Raw genomic sequence first — 19,449 nt, 5'->3', positions numbered from 1 at the left:
CCACCTTGCGCCTCGATACGTTGCTCACCCGGCTGCGGCTGGTGCGGACCCGGGGGCGGGCGCAGAAACTGATCGGCGAGGGGCATGTCCGGCTCGATCGCCGGCGGGTCGACAAGGTGGCCTGCCCGGTCGCCCCGGGACAGGTGCTCACGGTGCCGATCCACGGCGACGTGCGCGTCATCGAGATCCTCGACCTGCCGGTGCGGCGCGGCCCCCCCTCGGAGGCGGAGGCCTGCTACCGCCGGCTCGACGGCTGAAGGCGCCTGCGCAAGCTGATAACGACTCGCATCAAGCGCTCGACCGTTGACGCCCCGCCCCCGGCTTGCCTACCGACAGGCCAGCCACTGCATTTTCAGGGAAGAGCCCCATGACCTATCTCGTCACCGACGCCTGCATCAAATGCAAATATACCGACTGCGTCGAGGTCTGTCCGGTCGACTGCTTCTACGAGGGCGAGAACATGCTCGTCATCAATCCCAACGAATGCATCGACTGCGGCGTGTGCGAACCCGAGTGCCCGGCCGAGGCGATCCTCCCCGATACCGAGCCCGACACCGAGCAGTGGCTCGAGGTGAACAGCAAGTTCAGCGCCGAATGGCCCAACCTCACCACCAAGAAGGACGAGCTGCCCGACGCCGACAAGCACAAGGGCGAGGAAGGCAAGTTCGAGAAATATTTCTCGCCCGAGCCCGGCGAAGGCGACTGAGCCCGGCCCGCGCCCTTGGCAGCGTGCTGGAAGGCGGCCCCCCGTGGCCGCCTTTTTCATGCCCGAGAACCCCCGTTAACCGCGCCGTGACGCCCCCGCTCTCGCGCGGGGGTCATGATCACGATCCTCTTCTCGCGCCCCAAGAAGCAAGGGCCTCTAGTCGCCGGCGCTTTTTCGGAACCGGAACGAGCCCCGACCGCTTGACCCCCTGCAACCATCTTCAGGGGACCTCATGCGCACTCTCGCCTTCCTGCCGCTCGCCCTCCTCGCCGCGCCCGCTGCCGCGCAGGTCGCCGAGGCCCCGGCGAGCATCCCCGAGATCGACGTGCCCGACCGCTCGATCACCGTCGGCGTCGGGCTGCTCACCGGCCCCGATTACGAGGGGTCGGACGATTATCGCCTGATCCCCGGCGCCGCCTTTCGCGCCGATCTCGGCGATGTCGAGCTGCTCACCCGCGGGCTCAAGCTCTATGTCGACGTCATCCCCGACAGCGAGGCGAAGGTCTCGCTGACCGCCGGCCCGATCGCCGGGCTGCGGTTCGGGCGCGGCAGCGGCGTCGAGGACGAGGTCGTCGCGCTGCTGCCCGAGACCGGCACCGCGATCGAGCTGGGGGGCTTCGTCGGCGTCCAGCTCAAGCAGCTCACCAACCCCTATGACACGCTCACCGCGCGGATCGACGTCCTCCACGACGTCAACGGCGCGCATGGCAGCACCATCATCACCCCCGCGGTCGATTTCTCGACGCCCTTGTCGCGCCGCGCCTTCGCCAGCCTCGGGGCCAGCATGGATCTGGTCGCGGGCGATTATATGGACACCTATTTCGGCGTCCCCGCGCCGAGCCCCGATCCGGTTCTCCTGCCCGCCTATGACCCCGAAGGCGGGCTCAAATCCGCCACCGCCACGCTCGTCACCGGCTACAGCCTCGAGGGCGACCTGCGGAAAGGCTGGGCGCTGTTCGGGCTGGTCAGCTTCACCCGCCTGCTCGGCGATGCCGCCGACAGCCCGCTGGTTGCCGACCGCGGGTCGGCGAGCCAGTGGTTCGGCGGCGGCGGGATCGGCTACACCTTCTAGGCCCCGCGCGGCCGACAGCAAAAAGGGCGCTTTCCCGCTAGGGAAAACGCCCTTTTCTCATGTCGGAACCGGTCCTATTCGAACATGCTCTCGGGCAGCTCGACCCGCGGACCGGGAAGCGGCGCGTCGCGATCACCCGTCTTCAGATAGGTGTCGAACCAGCGCATCATGCGCAGGTTGTAGTCGTACTTGGCCGCCGCCAGCCGGTTGCCATGCCCCTCGCCCGGGTAGAGGACGAGCCGCACCGGGGTGTCGGGCTTGCGCACCTTGATCGAGCGATAGAGCTCGTAGCTCTGCGAGGGCGACACGCGCGTGTCCTCCTCGCCGTGCATGATCAGGATCGGCGTCTCGGCCTTGTCGACATGGTAGATCGGCGAGACCTCGAGCATCTTCTGCCAATCGTCCCACGGCCAGGCGCGCGAGTGGACGTTGTACATCTCGTAGGGGATGTCGGTGGTCCCGAACTTGGAGATCTGGTTCGAGATGCCCACGAACATCACCGCCGCGGCGAACTCGTCCGACAGGGCGGTCGCGCCCCAGGCGCTGGCATAGCCGCCGTAGCTGCCCCCGGTGATACCGGTGCGCTCGGGGTCGGCGATGCCGTCGGCGACGAGCGCGCGCTTGGCATCGACGAGGTCGGTGAACTCGGGGTCGGTATAATTGCCCTGGTGCTGCTTCGAAAAGGCCGTGCCGTAGCCGGTCGAGCCGCGATAGTTGGGCAGGAACACGGCATAGCCCTGCCCCGCGGCAACCTGCCCCGGCCCCCCGTAATTGGTCACCCAGCCGTTCGATTCATGCGCCTCGGGGCCGCCGTGGACATCGAGGATCAGCGGGGCGCCGCCCGCGGGTGCGCCGCCGACCGGCTCGACCAGCACGCCTTCGATCTGCTGCCCGTCGCGCGCGGTATAGGTGTAGGCGCGCTGCGCGCCGAAATCGATCTCGCCGAGCCAGTCGTTCGAGCTGGTCCAGCGGGTGAAGCTGTTGCGCGACAGGCTGAACAGCTCGCTCGGGTGGGTCGGCGCCGAGGCACGCACCACGATGGTCGAGCCCTCGGCCTCGACCCCCGACAATGCCAGCCCGTCGGCCGCCACCTCGCGCTTGACCGCGCCATTGGGGCCATAGATGCGCAGCAGGCTGTCGACCCCCTGGTGGATGACCGCGGCAAGGTCGCCATTGGCGAGATATTCGGCATCGACCGCGGCCTCGGGCGCGCCCGCGTTGAGCGCGCGATAGTCGCCGGTGGCGACGTCGACGAGGTGCAGCGTCGTGGCCGCCGGGTCGTTCATGTCGACCCCGGCGATGAGGCTCAGCGTCCGCCCGTCGGGGGCGATCTCGACATCGCCGATCTTGCCCGGGGTGGCGACCACGGTGAGATCGCCGCTCGCCAGGTCGATGATGTTGATCCGCTGGCTGACATAGGTGTCGTCGACCTGCGGGGTCGGCTGGGTGCCGACGATCGCGAAGCGGCCGTTGTCGGCGATGTCGAAATTGTTGACGAAGCCGGGGATCGCGATCGCGACCGGTTCCTCGTCGATCCCGTCGTCCATCAGCTTGGCGCGGAACAGCCGCGCGGCGCGATTTTCCTCTTCATAGACGATGGCGTTGAAGCCCGCCTTCGATTCCTTCTCGCGCTGGCTGTCCTCGCCCGGCCCCACGAGCATGTAGATCGTGCTGCCATCGGGGCCGAAGGCGTAGCTGCGCACGCTGGTGCCCTCGACCGCGGCGATCTTGCGATAGGCACCGCCGTCGAGCGGCACTGCCCAGACAGCCGTCTCCTCGTCGGCCTCGGCCTTGTGGGTGAAGGCGAGCCAATCGCCGTCGGGGGAGAAAGCGAGATTGCCCGCACTCATCCCGGCGGGCAGGTAGGCCTTCGCCTCGCCCGGCGCGGTCGCCACCATCAGCGTGCCGTCATAGGCGCCATTGTCCTCGCCCGCGAGGATATCGGGCGCCCCGCCGACATTGTAGGCGACCTCGCCGTCGGGCGACACGGCGATCGCGCCGACTGACTGGAGGCGGGCGACGTCCTCGGGCGTCATCGGACGGGCGAGCGCCGGGGTGGCGACGATCACCGCGCCAAGCGCGGCAGCGGCGGTAAGACGGATCTTGGTCAAGCTTCTCTCCTGCGACCGGTTCTCATTCTCTCGGGCGTCACCCTAGCGATACGCGGGGCAAAGGCAATTGCCGCCCGTGGCCCCGCGCCAGGCCGCGCCGCCGCCGACGAATTGCCAAGCCGCGCGGCTTGGCGTAGGGCGGAGCAATCCCCGGGGAGGCATTTCCCCGCCGAGTTTTCCCACGGCGGTCGAACGATGTCTGAGAGGGTGGTTCAAGTCCACCGACCCGTCGAACCTGATGCTCATGAGAGCCGTAGGGAGTGGAGCGCGGGGCAAGCCGTGTCCACTCCATGCCAATGGAGAAGAAGACATGGCCGACCGCGACCCCAATCTGCCCCCCGCTCCCGGCGAATATGGCGACCAGCGCGGCGGCGCGCTCGCCGTCACCACCGGCCCCATCCGCGGCTCGAAGAAGATCCACGTCGAAGGACCGGGCGGCATCCGCGTCGCCATGCGCGAGGTCCACCTCGAACCGTCCTCGGGCGAACCCCCCGTCCCCGTCTACGACCCCAGCGGTCCCTACACCGACGCCGAGGCCACCATCGACATCACCAGCGGCCTCCCCGAACTGCGCCGCGACTGGATCCGGTCACGAGGTGACGTCGAGGAAAAGCCCCAGCGCACCGTCAAGCCCGAGGACAACGGCCAGCTCGGCCCCGACCGCTCGGGCGGCGTCGACCCCTTCCCCAACGTGCGCCGCCAGGTGCTCCGCGCCAAGCCCAGCCACAACGTCACCCAGATGCACTACGCCCGCAAGGGCATCATCACCCCCGAGATGGAATATGTCGCGATCCGCGAGAACCTCGGCCGCCAGGAAGCCCTGAACCGCCCCCGCGACGGCGAGAGCTTCGGCGCCGCCATCCCCGACTTCATCACCCCCGAATTCGTCCGCGACGAAGTGGCGCGCGGCCACGCCATCATCCCCAACAACATCAACCACCCCGAGAGCGAGCCGATGGCGATCGGCCGCAACTTCCTCGTCAAGATCAACGCCAACATCGGCAACAGCGCGGTCGCCAGCGACGTCGCTAGCGAAGTCGATAAGATGGTCTGGGCGATCCGCTGGGGCGCCGACACGGTCATGGACCTCTCCACCGGGCGCAACATCCACGACACGCGCGAATGGATCATCCGCAACTCGCCCGTCCCCATCGGCACCGTCCCCATCTACCAGGCGCTGGAGAAGGTCGGCGGCATCGCCGAGGACCTCAACTGGGACATCTTCGCCGACACGCTGATCGAACAGGCCGAACAAGGCGTCGACTATTTCACCATCCACGCCGGCGTGCGGCTGCCCTACGTCCCGATGGCCGCAAATCGCGTCACCGGCATCGTCAGCCGCGGCGGCTCGATCATGGCCAAATGGTGCCTCGCCCATCACCGCGAGAGCTTCCTCTACGAGAAGTTCGACGAGATCTGCGAGATCATGAAGGCCTACGACATCGCCTTCAGCCTCGGCGATGGCCTGCGCCCCGGCTCGATCGCCGACGCCAATGACGAAGCCCAGTTTGCCGAACTCTACACCCTCGGAGAGCTCACCAAGAAGGCGTGGGAACAGGACGTCCAGGTCATGATCGAAGGCCCCGGCCACGTGCCGATGCACAAGATCCGCGAGAATATGACCAAGCAGCTCGAGGCCTGCGACGAAGCCCCCTTCTACACGCTGGGGCCGCTCACCACCGACATCGCGCCGGGCTATGATCATATCACCAGCGCCATCGGCGCCGCCCAGATCGGCTGGTACGGCACCGCGATGCTCTGCTACGTCACCCCCAAGGAGCACCTCGGCCTCCCCGACCGCGACGACGTGAAAGTCGGCGTCGTCACCTACAAGCTGGCCGCCCACGCCGCCGACCTCGCCAAGGGTCACCCCGCCGCGCAGGTCCGCGACGACGCGCTCTCGAAAGCCCGCTTCGAATTCCGCTGGCGCGACCAGTTCAACCTCTCGCTCGACCCCGACACGGCCGAGCAATATCACGATCAGACGCTCCCCGCAGAAGGCGCCAAGACCGCCCACTTCTGCTCCATGTGCGGGCCGAAGTTCTGCTCGATGAAGATCAGCCAGGAAGTGCGGGAGTTCGCGGCGAAGCAGAATAGCGAGCTCGGCGAACAGCTCCTCGATGGCGAGGAAGCCGAAAGGGGCATGCAGGAAATGAGCGAGAAATACCGCGAGGGCGGGAACGCCCTCTACGTCGATCGCGATTAACGCCTCGGGGGCGGTCCGTTAACGGGACATGCCGTCAACGGCTCGCCCCCAATAAGGCTCGCTTCATCGTTAAGTCTTTACCCGGCTCTTTGTCGGGTCGCTGTTCAAGCTACTGATTGTCCCGGCAAATTCGGGACAGCCGTTCGTCCGCGATTCGATGCGCCACGCGAACGGCTCTTGGGGAGAATGATGATGAAAATGCGTTTGCTTGCGGCCGCCAGTGCCCTGACCTTCGCCGCCGCCACCGGTGCGTCGGCGTTCACCCTCGACGATGACGACATCGTCACCGACTATGAGGCCGATGCCGCCGACGCGCAGGCCGATTATGACGAGGAAGTCGCCGAGATCGAGGAAGACCTTTCCGAGGCGCGGGCCGAACTCGACGCCGTGCTCGCCGACGCGACCGCCAGTGCCGAGGATGTGGCCGAGGCCGAGGAAGACTATGCCGAGGCGCTCGCCGAATATGAGGAAGAGCTTGCCGAGGCGCAGGCCGAACTCGAGGAAGAACTCGCCGACATCGAGGAGGATCTCGCCGAGGATCTCGACGATGAGGCCGAGGATTATGAGGACGAACTCGAAGACGAGGCCGAAGAGGCTGAAGAGGCCGCCGAGGAAGCCGCTGAAGAAGCCGAAGAGGCCGCCGAGGAAGCCGCCGAAGAAGCCGAAGAGGCTGCCGAGGAAGCCGCCGAAGAAGCTGAAGAAGCCGCCGAGGAAGCCGCCGAAGAAGCTGAGGAAGCCGCCGAGGAAGCCGCCGAAGAAGCTGAAGAAGCCGCCGAGGAAGCCGCCGAAGAAGCTGAAGAGGCTGCCGAGGAAGCCGCTGAAGAGGCCGCCGAAGAGGACGCCGAGGACGATGCCGAGGATTTGGACGACTAAGTCCCTCTGGACGTCATATTGAACGACTATGAGGCGCGCCCTTCCCAGCCGAGGGGCGCGCCTGGTTTTGAAAGACCCCGCCATGAACAAGTTTGCCGGCGCGCTGTGCGCTGCTTTCCTCTTGCCTGCCGCCGCCCAGGCCGACCCCTTCTCGCTCGAAGTCGAAGCCAAGGGCTTCTACGACAGCGAACTGGTGGTCGAGGATGTCGATCTCACCAACGCCGACGGGAGTGTCGGCTTCCGTATCGGTGCCGATGCCGAAGTGACCGCCGTCGACAGTGACGCGCTCGAACTCGAATTCGGCTACGACTTCGGCCAGACCGCCTATCTCGACGCCGATCAGTTCGATCTCCAGTCGCATGTCGGCGACGTCAGCCTTGCCACCACCCTTGGCGGCGCCAAGCTCGGGCTGCGCGGCGCCTATGGCCATTATCGCCTCGATGGCGAGGGCCTGTTCGACCAGTTCAGCCTGACCCCGAGCGTGTCGGGCTTCATTGCCGACGGTTTCTACGGCCGCGCCTTCTACACCTATGCCGACAAGGACTATGACTTGCGCGACGAGCGCGATTCCACCGGCAACCAGTTCGGCGGCTCGATCTTCCGCTTCTTCAGCGACAATGCCGGCTATTTCGCGCTCAATGCGCGCATCGAGAATGAAGACGCCGCCGATCCGGCCTTCTCGTTCGACGGCTTCGTCGTGGGCACCCGCGCACGGCTGCCGCTCGACGGCAAGCGTGGCGGGCTTCGCCTCGAACTGGGCGCCCAGTATCGCGATCGCAGCTACGAGGCGATCACGCCCTCGATCGGCGCGATACGCGAAGAAGACCGCCTGCGCGGGCAGGCCGAGCTGATCGTGCCCCTTGGCAAGGGGCTGCGTGTCGAGACCGGCTATCGCATCACCGACCGCAACTCGAACCTGCCGAGCGCCGACTATCTCGAGCACCGCGTCAGCGGCGGGATCGTCTGGGAACTCTGACCTGGAAAGGCGCGGGCGGTCCCGCTGATCGCCCGCGTCGTCCACACCACGAAACTTCTGCCGGGCTGGGGTTTTCTTGTCCACATACCCGCCGCGCCGTCCTTGGCATGCGGCGACAGCGTAGAAAGCCCCACCCATGCAGTTCATGTTCAACACCGACAATAATATCGAGGCTACCCAGGGCACCGCCGAGCGCATCGAGACCGGCATTCGCGGCACGCTCTCGCGCTTCGAGGAACAGCTCACCCGCCTCGTCCTCCACGTGAACCAGGAAACCGACGAGCATTATACCGCCTCATTGGAAGCCCGCATCGAGGGCCAGCAGCCGCAGGCGGTCACCGCCGACGGCGGCAGCGTCGACGGCGTCGCCATGGAAGCGGGCGAGAAGATGGAGCGGCTCTTGCGTAGCCATTTCGGCAAACTCGATAGCCGCCGCCCCGAACCCGACAGCATCGGCTAGGGCTCAGCGGCCGATCGCTTCGATCATTCGAGACAGAAGGCGGCGTCCGCGGGGCGTCGCCGCCGCGCTGTCCTACGCCCGCCCGCCCATGGTATGACCGTCGGCGCGGCACCCCCGAGGGCACCCGCGAGGCTCTTTCTCCGCACTACCCGCCAACCGCCGCCACACGCGCCCCGGGCGGCAATCCTACATTCTCGCGATTCCAGCGGCTTGGCCGCAAAAAGTTCCCCAAGTGGACAAAGTGGACAATACCCCCCCTCCCGCACCCCGGCCCGGACCGGGCGTCGCGCCGGGGGCGGTTTCGTGGCATAAGGCCGCGCGCCGGGCCCGCTCCCGCGCCCGGCGCGACGAGGAGGGACCGATGATGATCGCACCTGCACGGCGATGGCGCCTTGGCATGGTCCCCGCGGCGGGGATCGGGCTCGGGCTGCTGCTCGCCGGGTGCAGCCTCGGCGATGACCGCGATCGCTCGCTGATGCGCTGCGAGCGCACGCTGGCGCAGAACGCGCCCAGCCCGGCGGTGGCGCGGCAGGCCTGCACCTGCATCGTCGACGGGCTCGAAGCCGAAGGGCTGTCGATCCTCGCCGCCGCGCGGTCCGAGCGCGGGCAGGCGATCGTGCGCCGCTGCGGCCGCGCCGCGGGGCTGCCCATGACCCCGCGCTAGGCCTGGCAGTGCCCCGCCCACCCCGGTCAAGCCCTTGGCCGGGCGGGATTTTCCCGCTCGTCGCCAAGCCGTGCATCATCCGCCCCGAACCGGGCATCGCGCCCCCCGCGCCGCTCGTTTTTCTCCTGTCCTGCCACTGAGGGCGGGACGGGTAGAAAAAGGGAGTAAATCATGACGACCACCATGGAACGCGAACGCGACGACCTTCTCACGAAGGACGAAACCGCGAGCCTCATTTCCTCCGACAAGGTCGAGGGCACCATCGTCTTCGACCGCAACGGCGAACGCCTCGGCACCGTGAAGAAGGTCATGCTGACCAAGCACGATGGCCAGGTGCGCTATGTCGTGATGGGATCGGGCGGCCTGTTCGGGCTGGGCGAGGACTATACCCCGCTGCCGTGGGACGCGCTCGACTATGACACCAACATCGGCGGCTATCGCCTCAAGACGCTGTCCAAGGACGATCTCGAGAAGAACAGTCCGCCGCGTTTCTCGTCGCGGGACGACAACGAATGGACCCGCGATTACGAACGCTCGGTCCGGGTCTACTATTTCCCGACGATCTGATCGCGAAACATTCGACGTGACGAAGGGGTGGCTGCGGCCGCCCCTTTTCGTTGTCGCGCCTCAGCGCTCGCCGTCGGTGAAGAGCACGCTGCGCACGAGCTTGCGGCTGTCGCTGCGCCCGCCGAGCGAGCCCGCCAGCACCCCCATCGCGGCGAGGAAGGCCGAGAGCTTGAGATGGTCGATCGCTTCGGTCGCCGCCCCCACCGTGGGCCAGCTTTCCATCAGCGGCGCGGGGAAGACGGTGACGATGGCGAGATACATCAGTAGCCCGAACGCCGCGTAGAGCAGCAGCAGCGTCAACCCGAGGCTGAGCGCGGTGACCGCGACGGTCACCACCGTGGTTTCGGTCAGCGCGCGCTCGCGGGTCATCACCGCGTCGAGCGCGAAGGCGCGGTAGAGCAGGTAGAGCGCGGCGGCCAGGCTGATGCCCGAGAAGAGCGCGACCTGCCCGAGGCTGACTGCCTTGGCGACGTCCCACGTCTCAGCGCTGAACAGGAGGACGATGATCACCGACAGCGCCGCCGCGATCATGGTCGGCAACCGCGCCAGCAGCCGCAGCGGGTTGGCCTGCCAGATGCCGCGCGCGATCTCGGGCGCATCGCGCAGCAGCGTCGCGAGGACGAAGCGGCCGCGCCCCGTTCGCGTGCGCCGCTCGTGCGCCTCGCGCGGGAGCGCCGCCGCGATCGCCGCCCATTGCGCCTCGTCGAGCCCGGTCATGGCATCGAGGTCTTCGACCGTCTCGACCTCGTACATCAGGTTCGATCGCTCGCGCGTGGGGGCGAGGTTGACGAGATGGCCGAAGGCGTGCGCGAGCAGCCGGGTGAGCCGCTGCACCGCGCGCTCCTCGTCCTGCGCGCCGCCCCAGAATTCGGGGTCGAGCCGCTTGGCCGAGACGAGCGCGATATTGGTCAGCCGGCTGGTCATCGCCAGCGTGTAGGACAGGCTCGAGGCGGCGAGGTCGACCTCGGTGACGATGAGGAGGAAGGGAATGTGGCGCTCGGTCTTCTCGGCGAACCCGATCTCGAAGAAGTCGAGCGGGGCGTAGCCGCCCGCATCGGGGGTCAGGTGGGGCCCCGCGAAGGCCATCACCTCGACCGCCAGCCGGTGCTCGCGCTCGAGCAGCCGCGCCAGCCGCGCGGTGGCGCGCTCGACGAGCGCGCGAAAGCCCGGCGAATCCTTGCCCTCGACATCCATCATCATCACCCCGACGCGAAAGTCGTCGCCGTGGGCGGAGGCCGGCGGGGGCGACGAGAGCGATGAGGCCGAGGGCGACGGCGGGGTGTCGGGGGCGGGCATGGCGGGTCAATGCGCGGTCCGGCGCCGCCGTTCCCCGGGTTCGGCTGGGGGGCCTAGCGCCGCACCCACGCCATGGCGGCCTCGCGCTCGGCGAGGCCGAACAGCCGCGAGTCGATATCCCACATCGGGACGAAGAGCCGCGCCGCGGCGCGGATCCAGCCGCTGTCGGTGACCAGCGCGAGCCGCGCGACATGCCGCGCGTGGCGCAGCCCGAAGCGCAGGTCCTCGACGGCGGCGCCCGGCGAGAAGCCGGCGAAGTCGTCGCCGATCTCGACAAGCAGCTTGACCCGCTCGCGATCCGCCAGCGCGGCCTCGATCAGCGGCTCGAGGCCGTCGCGATAATCCTCCGCCGTGATGAGCCCGACGAGACGGACCGCGACGACGTCGCGCGGCAGCCCCTCGATGACCTCGATCCGGCCCGGGTCGTCGCCCTCGGCGCGGGCCCAGGCGATCGCCGCCGCGCGCTGGTCGGCGGGAAAGCGCCGCAGCCTGGTCGCGACGAGCCGGTCGGCGAGCGCGGGCAGCAGCGCGAGCAGCGGGCTGTCGCCGACCACCGCGACCTTCGGCACGACGCGCCCGTGCACCTCGATGAAATGGACGTGCCGCCCGATCGCGGCGAGGCTTTCCCAGTGCGGCAACCGGTCGAGCAGGATGACGAGGCTGGGCACCACGTCATGCGCGTTGATGCTCCCGTCGATCGCCTGTTCGAGCGCGTCGAAGTCGCGCGCGGTGAGCGCGCCGTCGGGTCGCAGGATCGCGACCCGGGGGTCGTCAATGTCGATGTTCAGCATGACATCCTCCTTTGCCTGGAGGAGTTTAGCATGCGCGGCCGCGCCCGCCTTGCGCGCGGTCAAACGCGGCGGGTCAGTCGGCCTCCCACCCCCACGGCGGGGGCGGGGGAGCGAGCGGGCGCGTCAGGTCGAATTCGGCGCGGAAGAAGCGCCCCGAGGGACGGCGCAGTTCATAGGCGAAGCGCCTCGGCCCCAGCTCGAGCGCCCAGACATTGGTGACCGAGGCGTCGAGCCCCTCGCGCTGGAACAGCGCGACCGACTCGCCGTCGACGGGAAACTCCTGCCGGCCGGGGGTGCCCGGCGCGGTGCTGATGCCGCCATACATCGTCACCGCGTCGGGGCTGCCGTCTTCATGGCGATGGTCGTGCTTGAGCTGCAGCCGGTCGTCGCCGACCCGGCGAAGCACCCAGGTGCGCGACCGGTCGTCGCCGACGTGGAAGGGGATGTGGATCACCGCTGACGAACAGGCGGCGACATGCATGACGAGCGGCGCGGCGGCGAAATCGGCATCGGCGGGGTCGCTGCTGACCACCCGCCCCGCGTAAGCCTTGCCGCAATGCGGCTCGAGCGCGGCGAAGAAGCGCGCCGCGGGCGAGGCGGCGACCGGCGTCATCGCCTGTGGGGCGGAGGCGGGCGCGGCGGGCGCGGGGGGCTCGGGGGCCCCGGCGGGGGCGCAGCCGGCCAGCAGCGCCGCGCCCAGCGCGATCATCGTCGGTCCGTGCATTCGCTTCGTCCTTCGCTACCTACAGTCCAAGCGAGGCTAGCCGATCGAGCCCGCCGCGGCCATGCCCCGGAGCGCGGGCGCAGGGCTATCGCGCGGTGTTGACCTATGTTGCCTAATAGCAACGCTGGCCGGAAATTTGCCGCGCGAAACTCCCCTTTTCGTTGCCATGGGCGGGGGTGGAGGCGCATCGTCGCGCCACCAACAGGGGAGAATGACCATGAAGACCGCACCTTCCTGGACGCGCGCCGCGCTGGGCCTTCTGTGCAGCAGCGCCGCGATCGGCCTTGCCGCACCCGCGCTGGCGCAGGACATGGACGAGCCGACGCAGGAGCGCGAGCAAGCGCGCTCGGGCGACCCGATCATCGTTACCGGCACCCGCGTCGAGGGCGTCTCGCCCACCGAGTCGCTTTCGCCCGTCACCGTGGTCGGCGGGTCGGACCTCGTCGAACAGGCGAGCGCGAGCATCACCGACACGCTCACCAACATCGCCCCCTCGATCAACACCCAGCGCTTCCCGATCGCCGACGGCACCGCCTTCGTGCGCCCGGTCAGCTTGCGCAACCTCGCGCCCGACCAGACGCTGGTGCTGGTCAACTCGATCCGCCGCCACCGCTCGGCGCTCGTCAACCTCCAGACCGAGCCCTTCGGCACCGTCAACCAGGGCGCGCAGGCCGTCGATTTCTCGCTCATCCCGTCGATCGCCATCGACCGGCTCGAGGTGCTGCGCGACGGTGCCTCGGCGCAATATGGCTCGGACGCCATCGCCGGGGTGATCAACCTCATCCTGCGCGAGGACAGCGGGGTGCAGCTCACCGGCCAATATGGTGAATATTACGAGGGTGACGGCGAGAACTGGCAGATCGCCGGCAATTTCGGCACCGGAATCGGCGACGCGGGCTTTGCCAACCTCAGCCTCGAATATGTCGAATCGAACATCACCTCGCGCGGTTCCGCGCGCCCCGATGCCGCCGCGGTGGCGGCCGCGGTCGGCGCCGACCTCGTGCCCTTCGACGGGCTCGGGCAACGTTGGGGCGACCCCGATATCGAGAGCTTCCGCGCCTTCCTCAACACCGGGTACGAGATCGGCGAGAACAGCGAGCTCTACGCGCATGCGAGCTATGCCGACACGACTAGCTTCTCGGGGTTCTTCTACCGCACGCCGTTCGGTGTGGCGGGGGTCGGCCCGCGCGGCACGCTGTGCGACTGCGATGCCAACGGCGACCCCAACGACACCCCGGCAAGCGTCGTCGCCGCGATCCTCGCCGACGGGCTCAATCCCGACGACTATCTGACCGCCGACGCCTCGAGCCCGAGCGGTTACGTCAACCTCAACCCGATCTGGACCCAGTTCCCCGGCGGCTACAATCCGACCTTCGGTGCCGATATCGAGGACTGGGAAGTCGCGGGCGGCGCGCGCGGCGTCATCGGCGCCTCGCTGAACTGGGATCTCAGCGCGCGCTACGGCCAGAACCGGATCAGCTACTTCCTCGAGAATTCGATCAACCCGAGCCTCGGCCGGCTGTCGCCGACGAGCTTCCGCCCGGGCGATCTCGAGCAGCGCGAGACCGGGGTCAACCTCGACTTCACGCTGCCGATCGAGGCCGGACTGGTCGAACCGATCAACCTTGCCTTCGGGGCCGAGTGGCGCAACGAGACCTACGAGATCTTCGCGGGTGACCCGGCCTCCTATACCTTCGGCCCGACCTTCACGATCTTCGGGGTCGGTTCGGACGGTTTCCAGGGCGACAGCCCCGATGCCGCGGGGAGCTTCGGTCGCGACAGCATCGCGGCCTATGTCGATACCGAAATCGCGCTGTCCGAGGCGTTCAACCTGGGCGCGGCGGCGCGGATCGAGGACTATGACGACTTCGGCACGACGTTCGACTGGAAGCTGTCGGGTCGCTACGAGTTTAACGACCAGTTCGCCGCGCGCGCGACGGTCAGCACGGGCTTTCGTGCTCCCACCCCAGGGCAGATCAACACGCTCGACGTGACCACCACGTCGGACAGCAGCGGCAACCTCGTCCCTCTTGGCACCTTCCCCACCAACGGGGTGGTGGCCCAGACGCTGGGCGCCGAACTGCTCGACCCCGAGACCTCGCTCAACTTCACCGCGGGGCTGGTGTACGATGCGCCGGGCGACCTCGAGATCACGCTCGATTTCTACCAGATCGACGTCGACGATCGCATCGCGCTCATCTCGCAGACGGTGACCCCGGGATCGCCCGAGGACATCGCGCTGGCGGCGGCGGGCTTCCCCGGCCTGGGCAGCGCGTCCTTCTTTGCCAACGCGTTCGACAGCCGCGTGCGCGGCATCGAGGTCGGGATCAACGATGCCTTCACGCTCGGAAACGGGCTGCTGTTCCTCGACCTTGCCTATAGCTGGAACGACCAGGAAATCCGCGAGGTGAAATTCGCCACGGTGAACCCCGAGCTGCTGTTCGATTTCGAAAACCAGCTGCCGAGCCACCGCGCGGTGCTCACCGCCGATTATGATCTCGACCGGTTCGGGGTGCTCGGCCGGGTCAAATATTATGACGGCTGGAAGGATCTCACCTTCGGCGAGACGACCGAGTTCGGCGCCGAGCTCCTCGTCGACCTCGAATTGCAATATGAGGTCAACGACATGATCGACGTCGCGGTGGGGGCGCAGAACCTGTTCGACACCTATCCCGACGACGAACAGAATTCGGTGCTGCGCTTCCTCGGGGCGACGCGGCCGATCTCCTCGCCCTTCGGATTCAACGGGGGGCAGTGGTACGCGCGCCTCAACGTCGACTTCTAGCGCCGGGCGACAGCATGGAGCGGGGCGGGAGCGAGCCACTCCCGCCCCGCTTCGTGTTTGCGCCGCCGCCCGGCCCGGACGCCGGTACGATTTCTTAACCCTGGGCGTTTACCCCGGGGACAAGTCTAACTGCGACCGGGTGGGATGATGGGGCGAGAAGAGCGGCTCGAGGTGGCCGGCAGGGAGGTGGCCGACGCCGCCAATCACCCCGGCTATGTGCATATTCCCTCGGCCCGGACCGAGGGCGTGCGCTCCTATCGCGAACCCGCGCAGCCGCACCCCGCCCAGCTCGCGCTGCTCACCCCCGAGGGCGAGCAGGACTATATCGAGGGCCTGCGCGGGCTGCTCATCGAGGGGCGCTTCGACGAGGCCGCGCGCCGGCTCGAGCACGACCTCGCCCCGTTCGAGGGGCGCATCGCGCGGCTCGCCAAGGCGACGCGCGTCGAGGATATCGTGATCGCCGGCTGGGAGGACCTGGCCGAGATCATCGCCGAGTTCCAGGGCCCGCCGATCACCGCCATCACCGCCGGGCTGGGCAACGAGCCCGACCTCGTCTTCGATCATGCCAACGAGCATGAGCCGACCCTCATTTTCGCGCTCTATTCGGACGACGTGTTCGACTTTTCCGCGCTGTCGGACGCGGCGCTGCTCGACCAGTGCATGAGCGAGTGCCCGGGCTGGATCGGGCACGAGGAAGACGTCGAATTCTACGTCACGATCGAGGGGCTGGCCCCGCTCAACACCGCGCTGATCCAGTGCAAGCACATCCATTTCCTGCGCGACGGGCGCGACGGGGTCGAGGGGCGCGCGCCGGGGGGCTATGTCGAATATCAGCTCGGCTGCTGGCTGCGCGCGACGCGCTTCCTGCAGGCGATCGAGCGGACCGTGACGACCCACGGGCTGCCCGACGGGGTCCGGCTGATCACCGGACTGATCGGGATGAACGCCGACCTCGCCACGCTGCTCGGCGCGCGGCGCGCCCCCGCCGCGGCGATGCTCGCGGCCAAGGGCGGCGCGCGGGGGAGCGGCGCGGCGGCCCCCGGCGGCGAGGACTTCGCCCCGCTGACGATGAAGAAATGGGTGCCCAAGCACGACCCGCTCGCCGACATGGAGAGCGGGGCGAGCCTGCGCCAGCGGCTGGCGTCGGGCGACGACGCCGCGCCTGTGGCGCCCGTGCCCCCGGCCGCGCCCTCCGCGCCGGTCGCCGCCGCCACCCCCGCGGCCCCCATGGCGACACCGAGACGCCCCGCCGCGCCCGTCGCGGCGCGCCCGTCCGCGCCCGCCACGCCGCCCCCGCCCCCGGCGCCGACCCCGGCGCGCGAGGAGATGCTGTCCTCGGCGCCCCTCGCGCCGCCCGCGCCGCCGCCAGCGCCCAGCCTGTTCGATCCCCCCGCGCCCGCGCCCGCGCCCGCGACGACGCCCGCGCGGCCGCGCGGCGGGTTCCTGCGGCGGCTGTTCGCGCGCCGCGAGCGCTGAGGCGCCCCCTGTTCGCCCCGCGGCGCGCGCGCTAGACTGGCCCGCTCGGACACCGACCAGGGGACGATCATCATGCTCACCACCCTCCTTGCGCTGGCGCTCGCGCATCCGGCCGACGCGGCCCCCAAGACGCTGATCCTGCCCGACGACTCGCAGGCGCGGGCCTTCTTCGAGAACTACGGCTTCGTCGAGGCGGTGGTGCGCGGCGACACGGTCTGGCTGTCGGGCGTCGTGGCCGGCGAACGCGAGGGGGTGACGATGGAACAGTCGATCGTGGCGACCTTCGACTATGCGGGCACGGTGCTCGAGCGCGCGGGTTTCGGCTGGGGCGATGTCGTCGACATCACCACCTATCATGTCGACCTGCCCGCCTCGATCGACAGCGTCTCGGCGGTCAAATTCCGCTATATCCCCGACGGCGGCCATGCGTGGACCGCGATCGACGTCGACCGGCTCTATCCCGACAATGCGATCGTGGAGATCAAGATCACCGCGGTGAAGGACTAGTCGCCGAGCGCGCGGCGCAGTTCGGCAAGACACTCGGCCGCGGTCCGGCGCGGACGCTCGCCGCCGAGGGCGTAATATCCGTGGCGCTCGTCGATGAAGATCTCCTCGCGCAGCGCGCCCGCCGTATCGAGCGCGGGGAACAGCCCGGCCATGAAGCTGCGCCCGCCCGAGGGCAGGAAGTGGAAGAAGAGCGCGCTGCCGCAGCCGCCGCAAAAGCCGCGCTCGGCCCAGTCCGAACTGCGATAGGTCCGCACCGCCGCCTCCCCCTCGATCGCGAAGCGTTCGACCCCGCGGGTGGCGAGGTAGGGGCCGCCGACCCAGCGCCGGCACCGCGTGCAGTGGCAGGCCTCCACCGACGCGTCGGGCAGCCGCGCGCTGACGCGCACCGCGCCGCACAGGCAGGCGCCCTCGACATCGAGGCTCATCGCGGCACGCCGGCCGCGTCGAGTTCGGGGCCGAGCCGCCGGGTCAGCCACAGCCACCACATGCGAAAGTCGGCGCGCAGCGACCACAGCGGATAGGTGAAGGTGGCGGGGCGGTTCCGCTCGATCGCGAAATGCCCAAGCCAGGCGAAGAAATAGCCCGCCACCGGGAGCGCGAGGAGCAACAGCCAGCGCCCGCTCCACAGCGCGAACAGCGCGACCAGCACGACCAGGCTGGTGCCGAGATAATGGAGCGCGCGGGTCTGCGGGCGCGCGTGCCGGCGCAGGTAATAGGGCCAGAAGGCGCGAAAGGTGGTGAGGGTCTTGGCCATGCTGCCATCCTGACAGCGGGTCGCGGCGCTGTCCATCGCGCGGAACGGCGCGCCGCTCCCTCTCGTTCGCCTCGCAAGAGGAGACCCGCACCATGCTCAAGAGCGTCAATCCCGCGACCGGGGAGACGATCGCCACCCACGCGCCGCTCGACGAGGCGGGGATCGAGGCCGCGCTCGATCGCGCCGAGACGGCGTTCGCCGACTGGCGGCGATCCTCGCCCGACGAGCGCGCGCAGCTGCTCGACGCGATCGCCGACCGGTTCGAGGCCGAGCGCGACGCGCTGGCCGAGATCGCCACGCGCGAGATGGGCAAGACGCTGCGCGAAAGCCGCGGCGAGGTGGACAAGTGCGTGACCGCGCTGCGCTATTTCGCGCAAGCGGGGCCGGGCATGATCGCGCCCGAACCGATCCCCGGGGGCAAGGGCGAGATGCGCTGGCTCCCGCTCGGCCCGGTGCTCGCGGTGATGCCGTGGAATTTCCCCTTCTGGCAGGTCGTCCGCTTCCTCACGCCGATGGTGATGGCGGGCAATGCCGGGCTGCTCAAGCACGCCAGCAACGTGCAGGGGGTCGGCAAGGCGATCGAACGGGTAGTCGCCGAGGCGGGCGCGCCCGAGGGCTTGTTCCAGAACCTCGTCATCGGCTCGGACCCGGTGGCGGGCATCATCGAGGACCCGCGCGTGCGCGCCGCCACGCTGACCGGGAGCGAACCGGCGGGGCGCGCGGTCGCCGCGACCGCGGGGCGCTGCCTCAAGAAGGTGGTCCTCGAACTGGGCGGGTCGGATCCCTTCATCGTGATGCCCTCGGCCGATCTCGACAAGGCAGTCGAGACCGCGGTGAGGGCGCGAATCCAGAATGCCGGGCAGAGCTGCATCTGCGGCAAGCGGATGATCGTCCACCGCGACATCCATGCCGCGTTCGCCGAGCGCTTCACCGACGCCATGCTCGCGGTCGTCGCGGGCGATCCCTTCGACGAGGCCAGCGACATGGGGCCGATGTCGAGCGCCGACCAGCGGCAGACCGTCCTCGACCAGCTCGCCAAGGCGCAGGCGGCGGGGGCGCGGCTGGCCGGCGGCGCGCCGGGCGAGGGCCCCGGCGCGTATCTGGGCGCCGGCGTGCTGACCGGGCTCGAACCCGACGGGGCGATGCGCGAGGAGGAACTGTTCGGGCCGATCGCGATGCTGTTCGAAGCCGCCGATGTCGATGACGCGATCCGCATCGCCAACATCACCCCCTACGGGCTGGGCTCGGCGGTCTTCACCCGGGAGCCGGCCGAGGCCGAGCGCTTCGTCACCGGGCTCGATTGCGGGATGACCGCGATCAACCAGCTGTGCGCCTCGACCCCCGAGGCGCCCTTCGGCGGGGTCAAGAATTCGGGCCACGGGCGCGAACTCGCGCGCTTCGGGCTGCACGAGTTCATGAACCTGAAGAGCGTGTTGCGCAACGCGTGAGGGCCGCCCGCTCCGGTGGGAGCGGGCGGCCCT

The 19,449-nt window shown here is 68.9% G+C and carries 19 protein-coding genes; 13 read left to right on the top strand and 6 right to left on the bottom strand.

Features of this window, described 5'->3' with window-relative positions; translation table 11 throughout:
* The first annotated feature begins 5 nt into the window (after window positions 1–5).
* The 3 genes from L8951_RS05560 to L8951_RS05550 all read left to right on the top strand — a co-directional run bounded on the left by L8951_RS05560 (window position 6) and on the right by L8951_RS05550 (window position 1,778).
* Entirely contained in the window at window positions 6–257 is a 252-nt protein-coding gene (locus L8951_RS05560; protein ID WP_244382016.1) for a S4 domain-containing protein, read from the top strand.
* Window positions 258–367: 110 nt separating this feature from the next.
* The gene (gene fdxA / locus L8951_RS05555; RefSeq protein WP_244382015.1) at window positions 368–706 is read left to right on the top strand and encodes a ferredoxin FdxA; all 339 of its coding nucleotides are present in this window, start codon (window positions 368–370) and stop codon (window positions 704–706) included.
* Window positions 707–938: 232 nt separating this feature from the next.
* On the top strand, window positions 939–1,778 hold the full coding sequence (locus tag L8951_RS05550) for a MipA/OmpV family protein (RefSeq protein ID WP_244382014.1): 840 nt from the start codon (window positions 939–941) through the stop codon (window positions 1,776–1,778).
* A 74-nt stretch (window positions 1,779–1,852) separates the two neighbouring features.
* Here the strand turns inward: L8951_RS05550 and L8951_RS05545 are convergent, their stop codons facing one another.
* The gene (locus tag L8951_RS05545; RefSeq protein ID WP_244382013.1) at window positions 1,853–3,889 is read right to left on the bottom strand and encodes an alpha/beta hydrolase family protein; all 2,037 of its coding nucleotides are present in this window, start codon (window positions 3,887–3,889) and stop codon (window positions 1,853–1,855) included.
* 310 nt (window positions 3,890–4,199) lie between these two features.
* On the opposite strand from L8951_RS05545, the gene thiC reads away from it, so the two are divergent.
* The 6 genes from thiC (at window position 4,200) to L8951_RS05515 (ending at window position 9,635) form a co-directional block, all read left to right on the top strand.
* Complete coding sequence (thiC, locus tag L8951_RS05540) at window positions 4,200–6,095, top strand: phosphomethylpyrimidine synthase ThiC (protein WP_244382012.1); 1,896 nt, start codon at window positions 4,200–4,202, stop codon at window positions 6,093–6,095.
* 198 nt (window positions 6,096–6,293) lie between these two features.
* Window positions 6,294–6,968, top strand: a complete 675-nt coding sequence (locus tag L8951_RS05535; RefSeq protein WP_244382011.1) for a hypothetical protein — start codon at window positions 6,294–6,296, stop codon at window positions 6,966–6,968.
* Window positions 6,969–7,050: 82 nt separating this feature from the next.
* Complete coding sequence (locus L8951_RS05530; RefSeq protein ID WP_244382010.1) at window positions 7,051–7,944, top strand: hypothetical protein; 894 nt, start codon at window positions 7,051–7,053, stop codon at window positions 7,942–7,944.
* 136 nt (window positions 7,945–8,080) lie between these two features.
* Window positions 8,081–8,404: a hypothetical protein gene (locus L8951_RS05525; protein WP_244382009.1), complete on the top strand. Its 324-nt coding sequence runs from the start codon at window positions 8,081–8,083 to the stop codon at window positions 8,402–8,404.
* A 361-nt stretch (window positions 8,405–8,765) separates the two neighbouring features.
* The gene (locus L8951_RS05520) at window positions 8,766–9,068 is read left to right on the top strand and encodes a hypothetical protein (protein ID WP_244382008.1); all 303 of its coding nucleotides are present in this window, start codon (window positions 8,766–8,768) and stop codon (window positions 9,066–9,068) included.
* 171 nt (window positions 9,069–9,239) lie between these two features.
* On the top strand, window positions 9,240–9,635 hold the full coding sequence (locus tag L8951_RS05515; protein WP_244382007.1) for a PRC-barrel domain-containing protein: 396 nt from the start codon (window positions 9,240–9,242) through the stop codon (window positions 9,633–9,635).
* A gap of 60 nt (window positions 9,636–9,695) precedes the next feature.
* Here L8951_RS05515 and L8951_RS05510 read toward each other — a convergent pair whose 3' ends face one another.
* The 3 genes from L8951_RS05510 to L8951_RS05500 all read right to left on the bottom strand — a co-directional run bounded on the left by L8951_RS05510 (window position 9,696) and on the right by L8951_RS05500 (window position 12,446).
* The gene (locus L8951_RS05510) at window positions 9,696–10,931 is read right to left on the bottom strand and encodes a zinc metalloprotease (protein WP_244382006.1); all 1,236 of its coding nucleotides are present in this window, start codon (window positions 10,929–10,931) and stop codon (window positions 9,696–9,698) included.
* Between the two features lie 53 nt (window positions 10,932–10,984).
* Window positions 10,985–11,722: a SpoIIAA family protein gene (locus tag L8951_RS05505; RefSeq protein ID WP_244382005.1), complete on the bottom strand. Its 738-nt coding sequence runs from the start codon at window positions 11,720–11,722 to the stop codon at window positions 10,985–10,987.
* A gap of 73 nt (window positions 11,723–11,795) precedes the next feature.
* On the bottom strand, window positions 11,796–12,446 hold the full coding sequence (locus L8951_RS05500; protein ID WP_244382004.1) for a hypothetical protein: 651 nt from the start codon (window positions 12,444–12,446) through the stop codon (window positions 11,796–11,798).
* Between the two features lie 211 nt (window positions 12,447–12,657).
* Here L8951_RS05500 and L8951_RS05495 point away from each other — a divergent pair, with 211 nt between their 5' ends.
* From L8951_RS05495 to L8951_RS05485, 3 genes are all read left to right on the top strand, one after another.
* Window positions 12,658–15,231, top strand: a complete 2,574-nt coding sequence (locus L8951_RS05495; protein WP_244382003.1) for a TonB-dependent receptor plug domain-containing protein — start codon at window positions 12,658–12,660, stop codon at window positions 15,229–15,231.
* A 144-nt stretch (window positions 15,232–15,375) separates the two neighbouring features.
* Window positions 15,376–16,707, top strand: coding sequence for a hypothetical protein (locus L8951_RS11515; RefSeq protein ID WP_265535783.1), 1,332 nt, complete (start codon window positions 15,376–15,378; stop codon window positions 16,705–16,707).
* A 72-nt stretch (window positions 16,708–16,779) separates the two neighbouring features.
* Complete coding sequence (locus L8951_RS05485) at window positions 16,780–17,214, top strand: Rid family hydrolase (protein WP_244382002.1); 435 nt, start codon at window positions 16,780–16,782, stop codon at window positions 17,212–17,214.
* Here the strand turns inward: L8951_RS05485 and L8951_RS05480 are convergent.
* On the bottom strand, window positions 17,211–17,639 hold the full coding sequence (locus tag L8951_RS05480; protein WP_244382001.1) for a GFA family protein: 429 nt from the start codon (window positions 17,637–17,639) through the stop codon (window positions 17,211–17,213). The two genes, L8951_RS05485 and L8951_RS05480, sit on opposite strands and share 4 nt — an antisense overlap.
* Complete coding sequence (locus L8951_RS05475) at window positions 17,636–17,968, bottom strand: Mpo1-like protein (RefSeq protein ID WP_244382000.1); 333 nt, start codon at window positions 17,966–17,968, stop codon at window positions 17,636–17,638. The genes L8951_RS05480 and L8951_RS05475 overlap by 4 nt, the downstream gene beginning before the upstream one ends.
* A gap of 92 nt (window positions 17,969–18,060) precedes the next feature.
* On the opposite strand from L8951_RS05475, the gene L8951_RS05470 reads away from it, so the two are divergent.
* The gene (locus L8951_RS05470) at window positions 18,061–19,416 is read left to right on the top strand and encodes an NAD-dependent succinate-semialdehyde dehydrogenase (protein WP_244381999.1); all 1,356 of its coding nucleotides are present in this window, start codon (window positions 18,061–18,063) and stop codon (window positions 19,414–19,416) included.
* Window positions 19,417–19,449 lie beyond the last annotated feature (33 nt).

This window comes from Sphingomicrobium astaxanthinifaciens (genome assembly GCF_022865105.1).
Classification (GTDB): Bacteria; Pseudomonadota; Alphaproteobacteria; order Sphingomonadales; family Sphingomonadaceae; genus Sphingomicrobium; species Sphingomicrobium astaxanthinifaciens.
The sequence above is the reverse complement of the archived record's forward strand: the minus strand, read 5'-3'. Positions and strand labels throughout refer to the sequence as shown.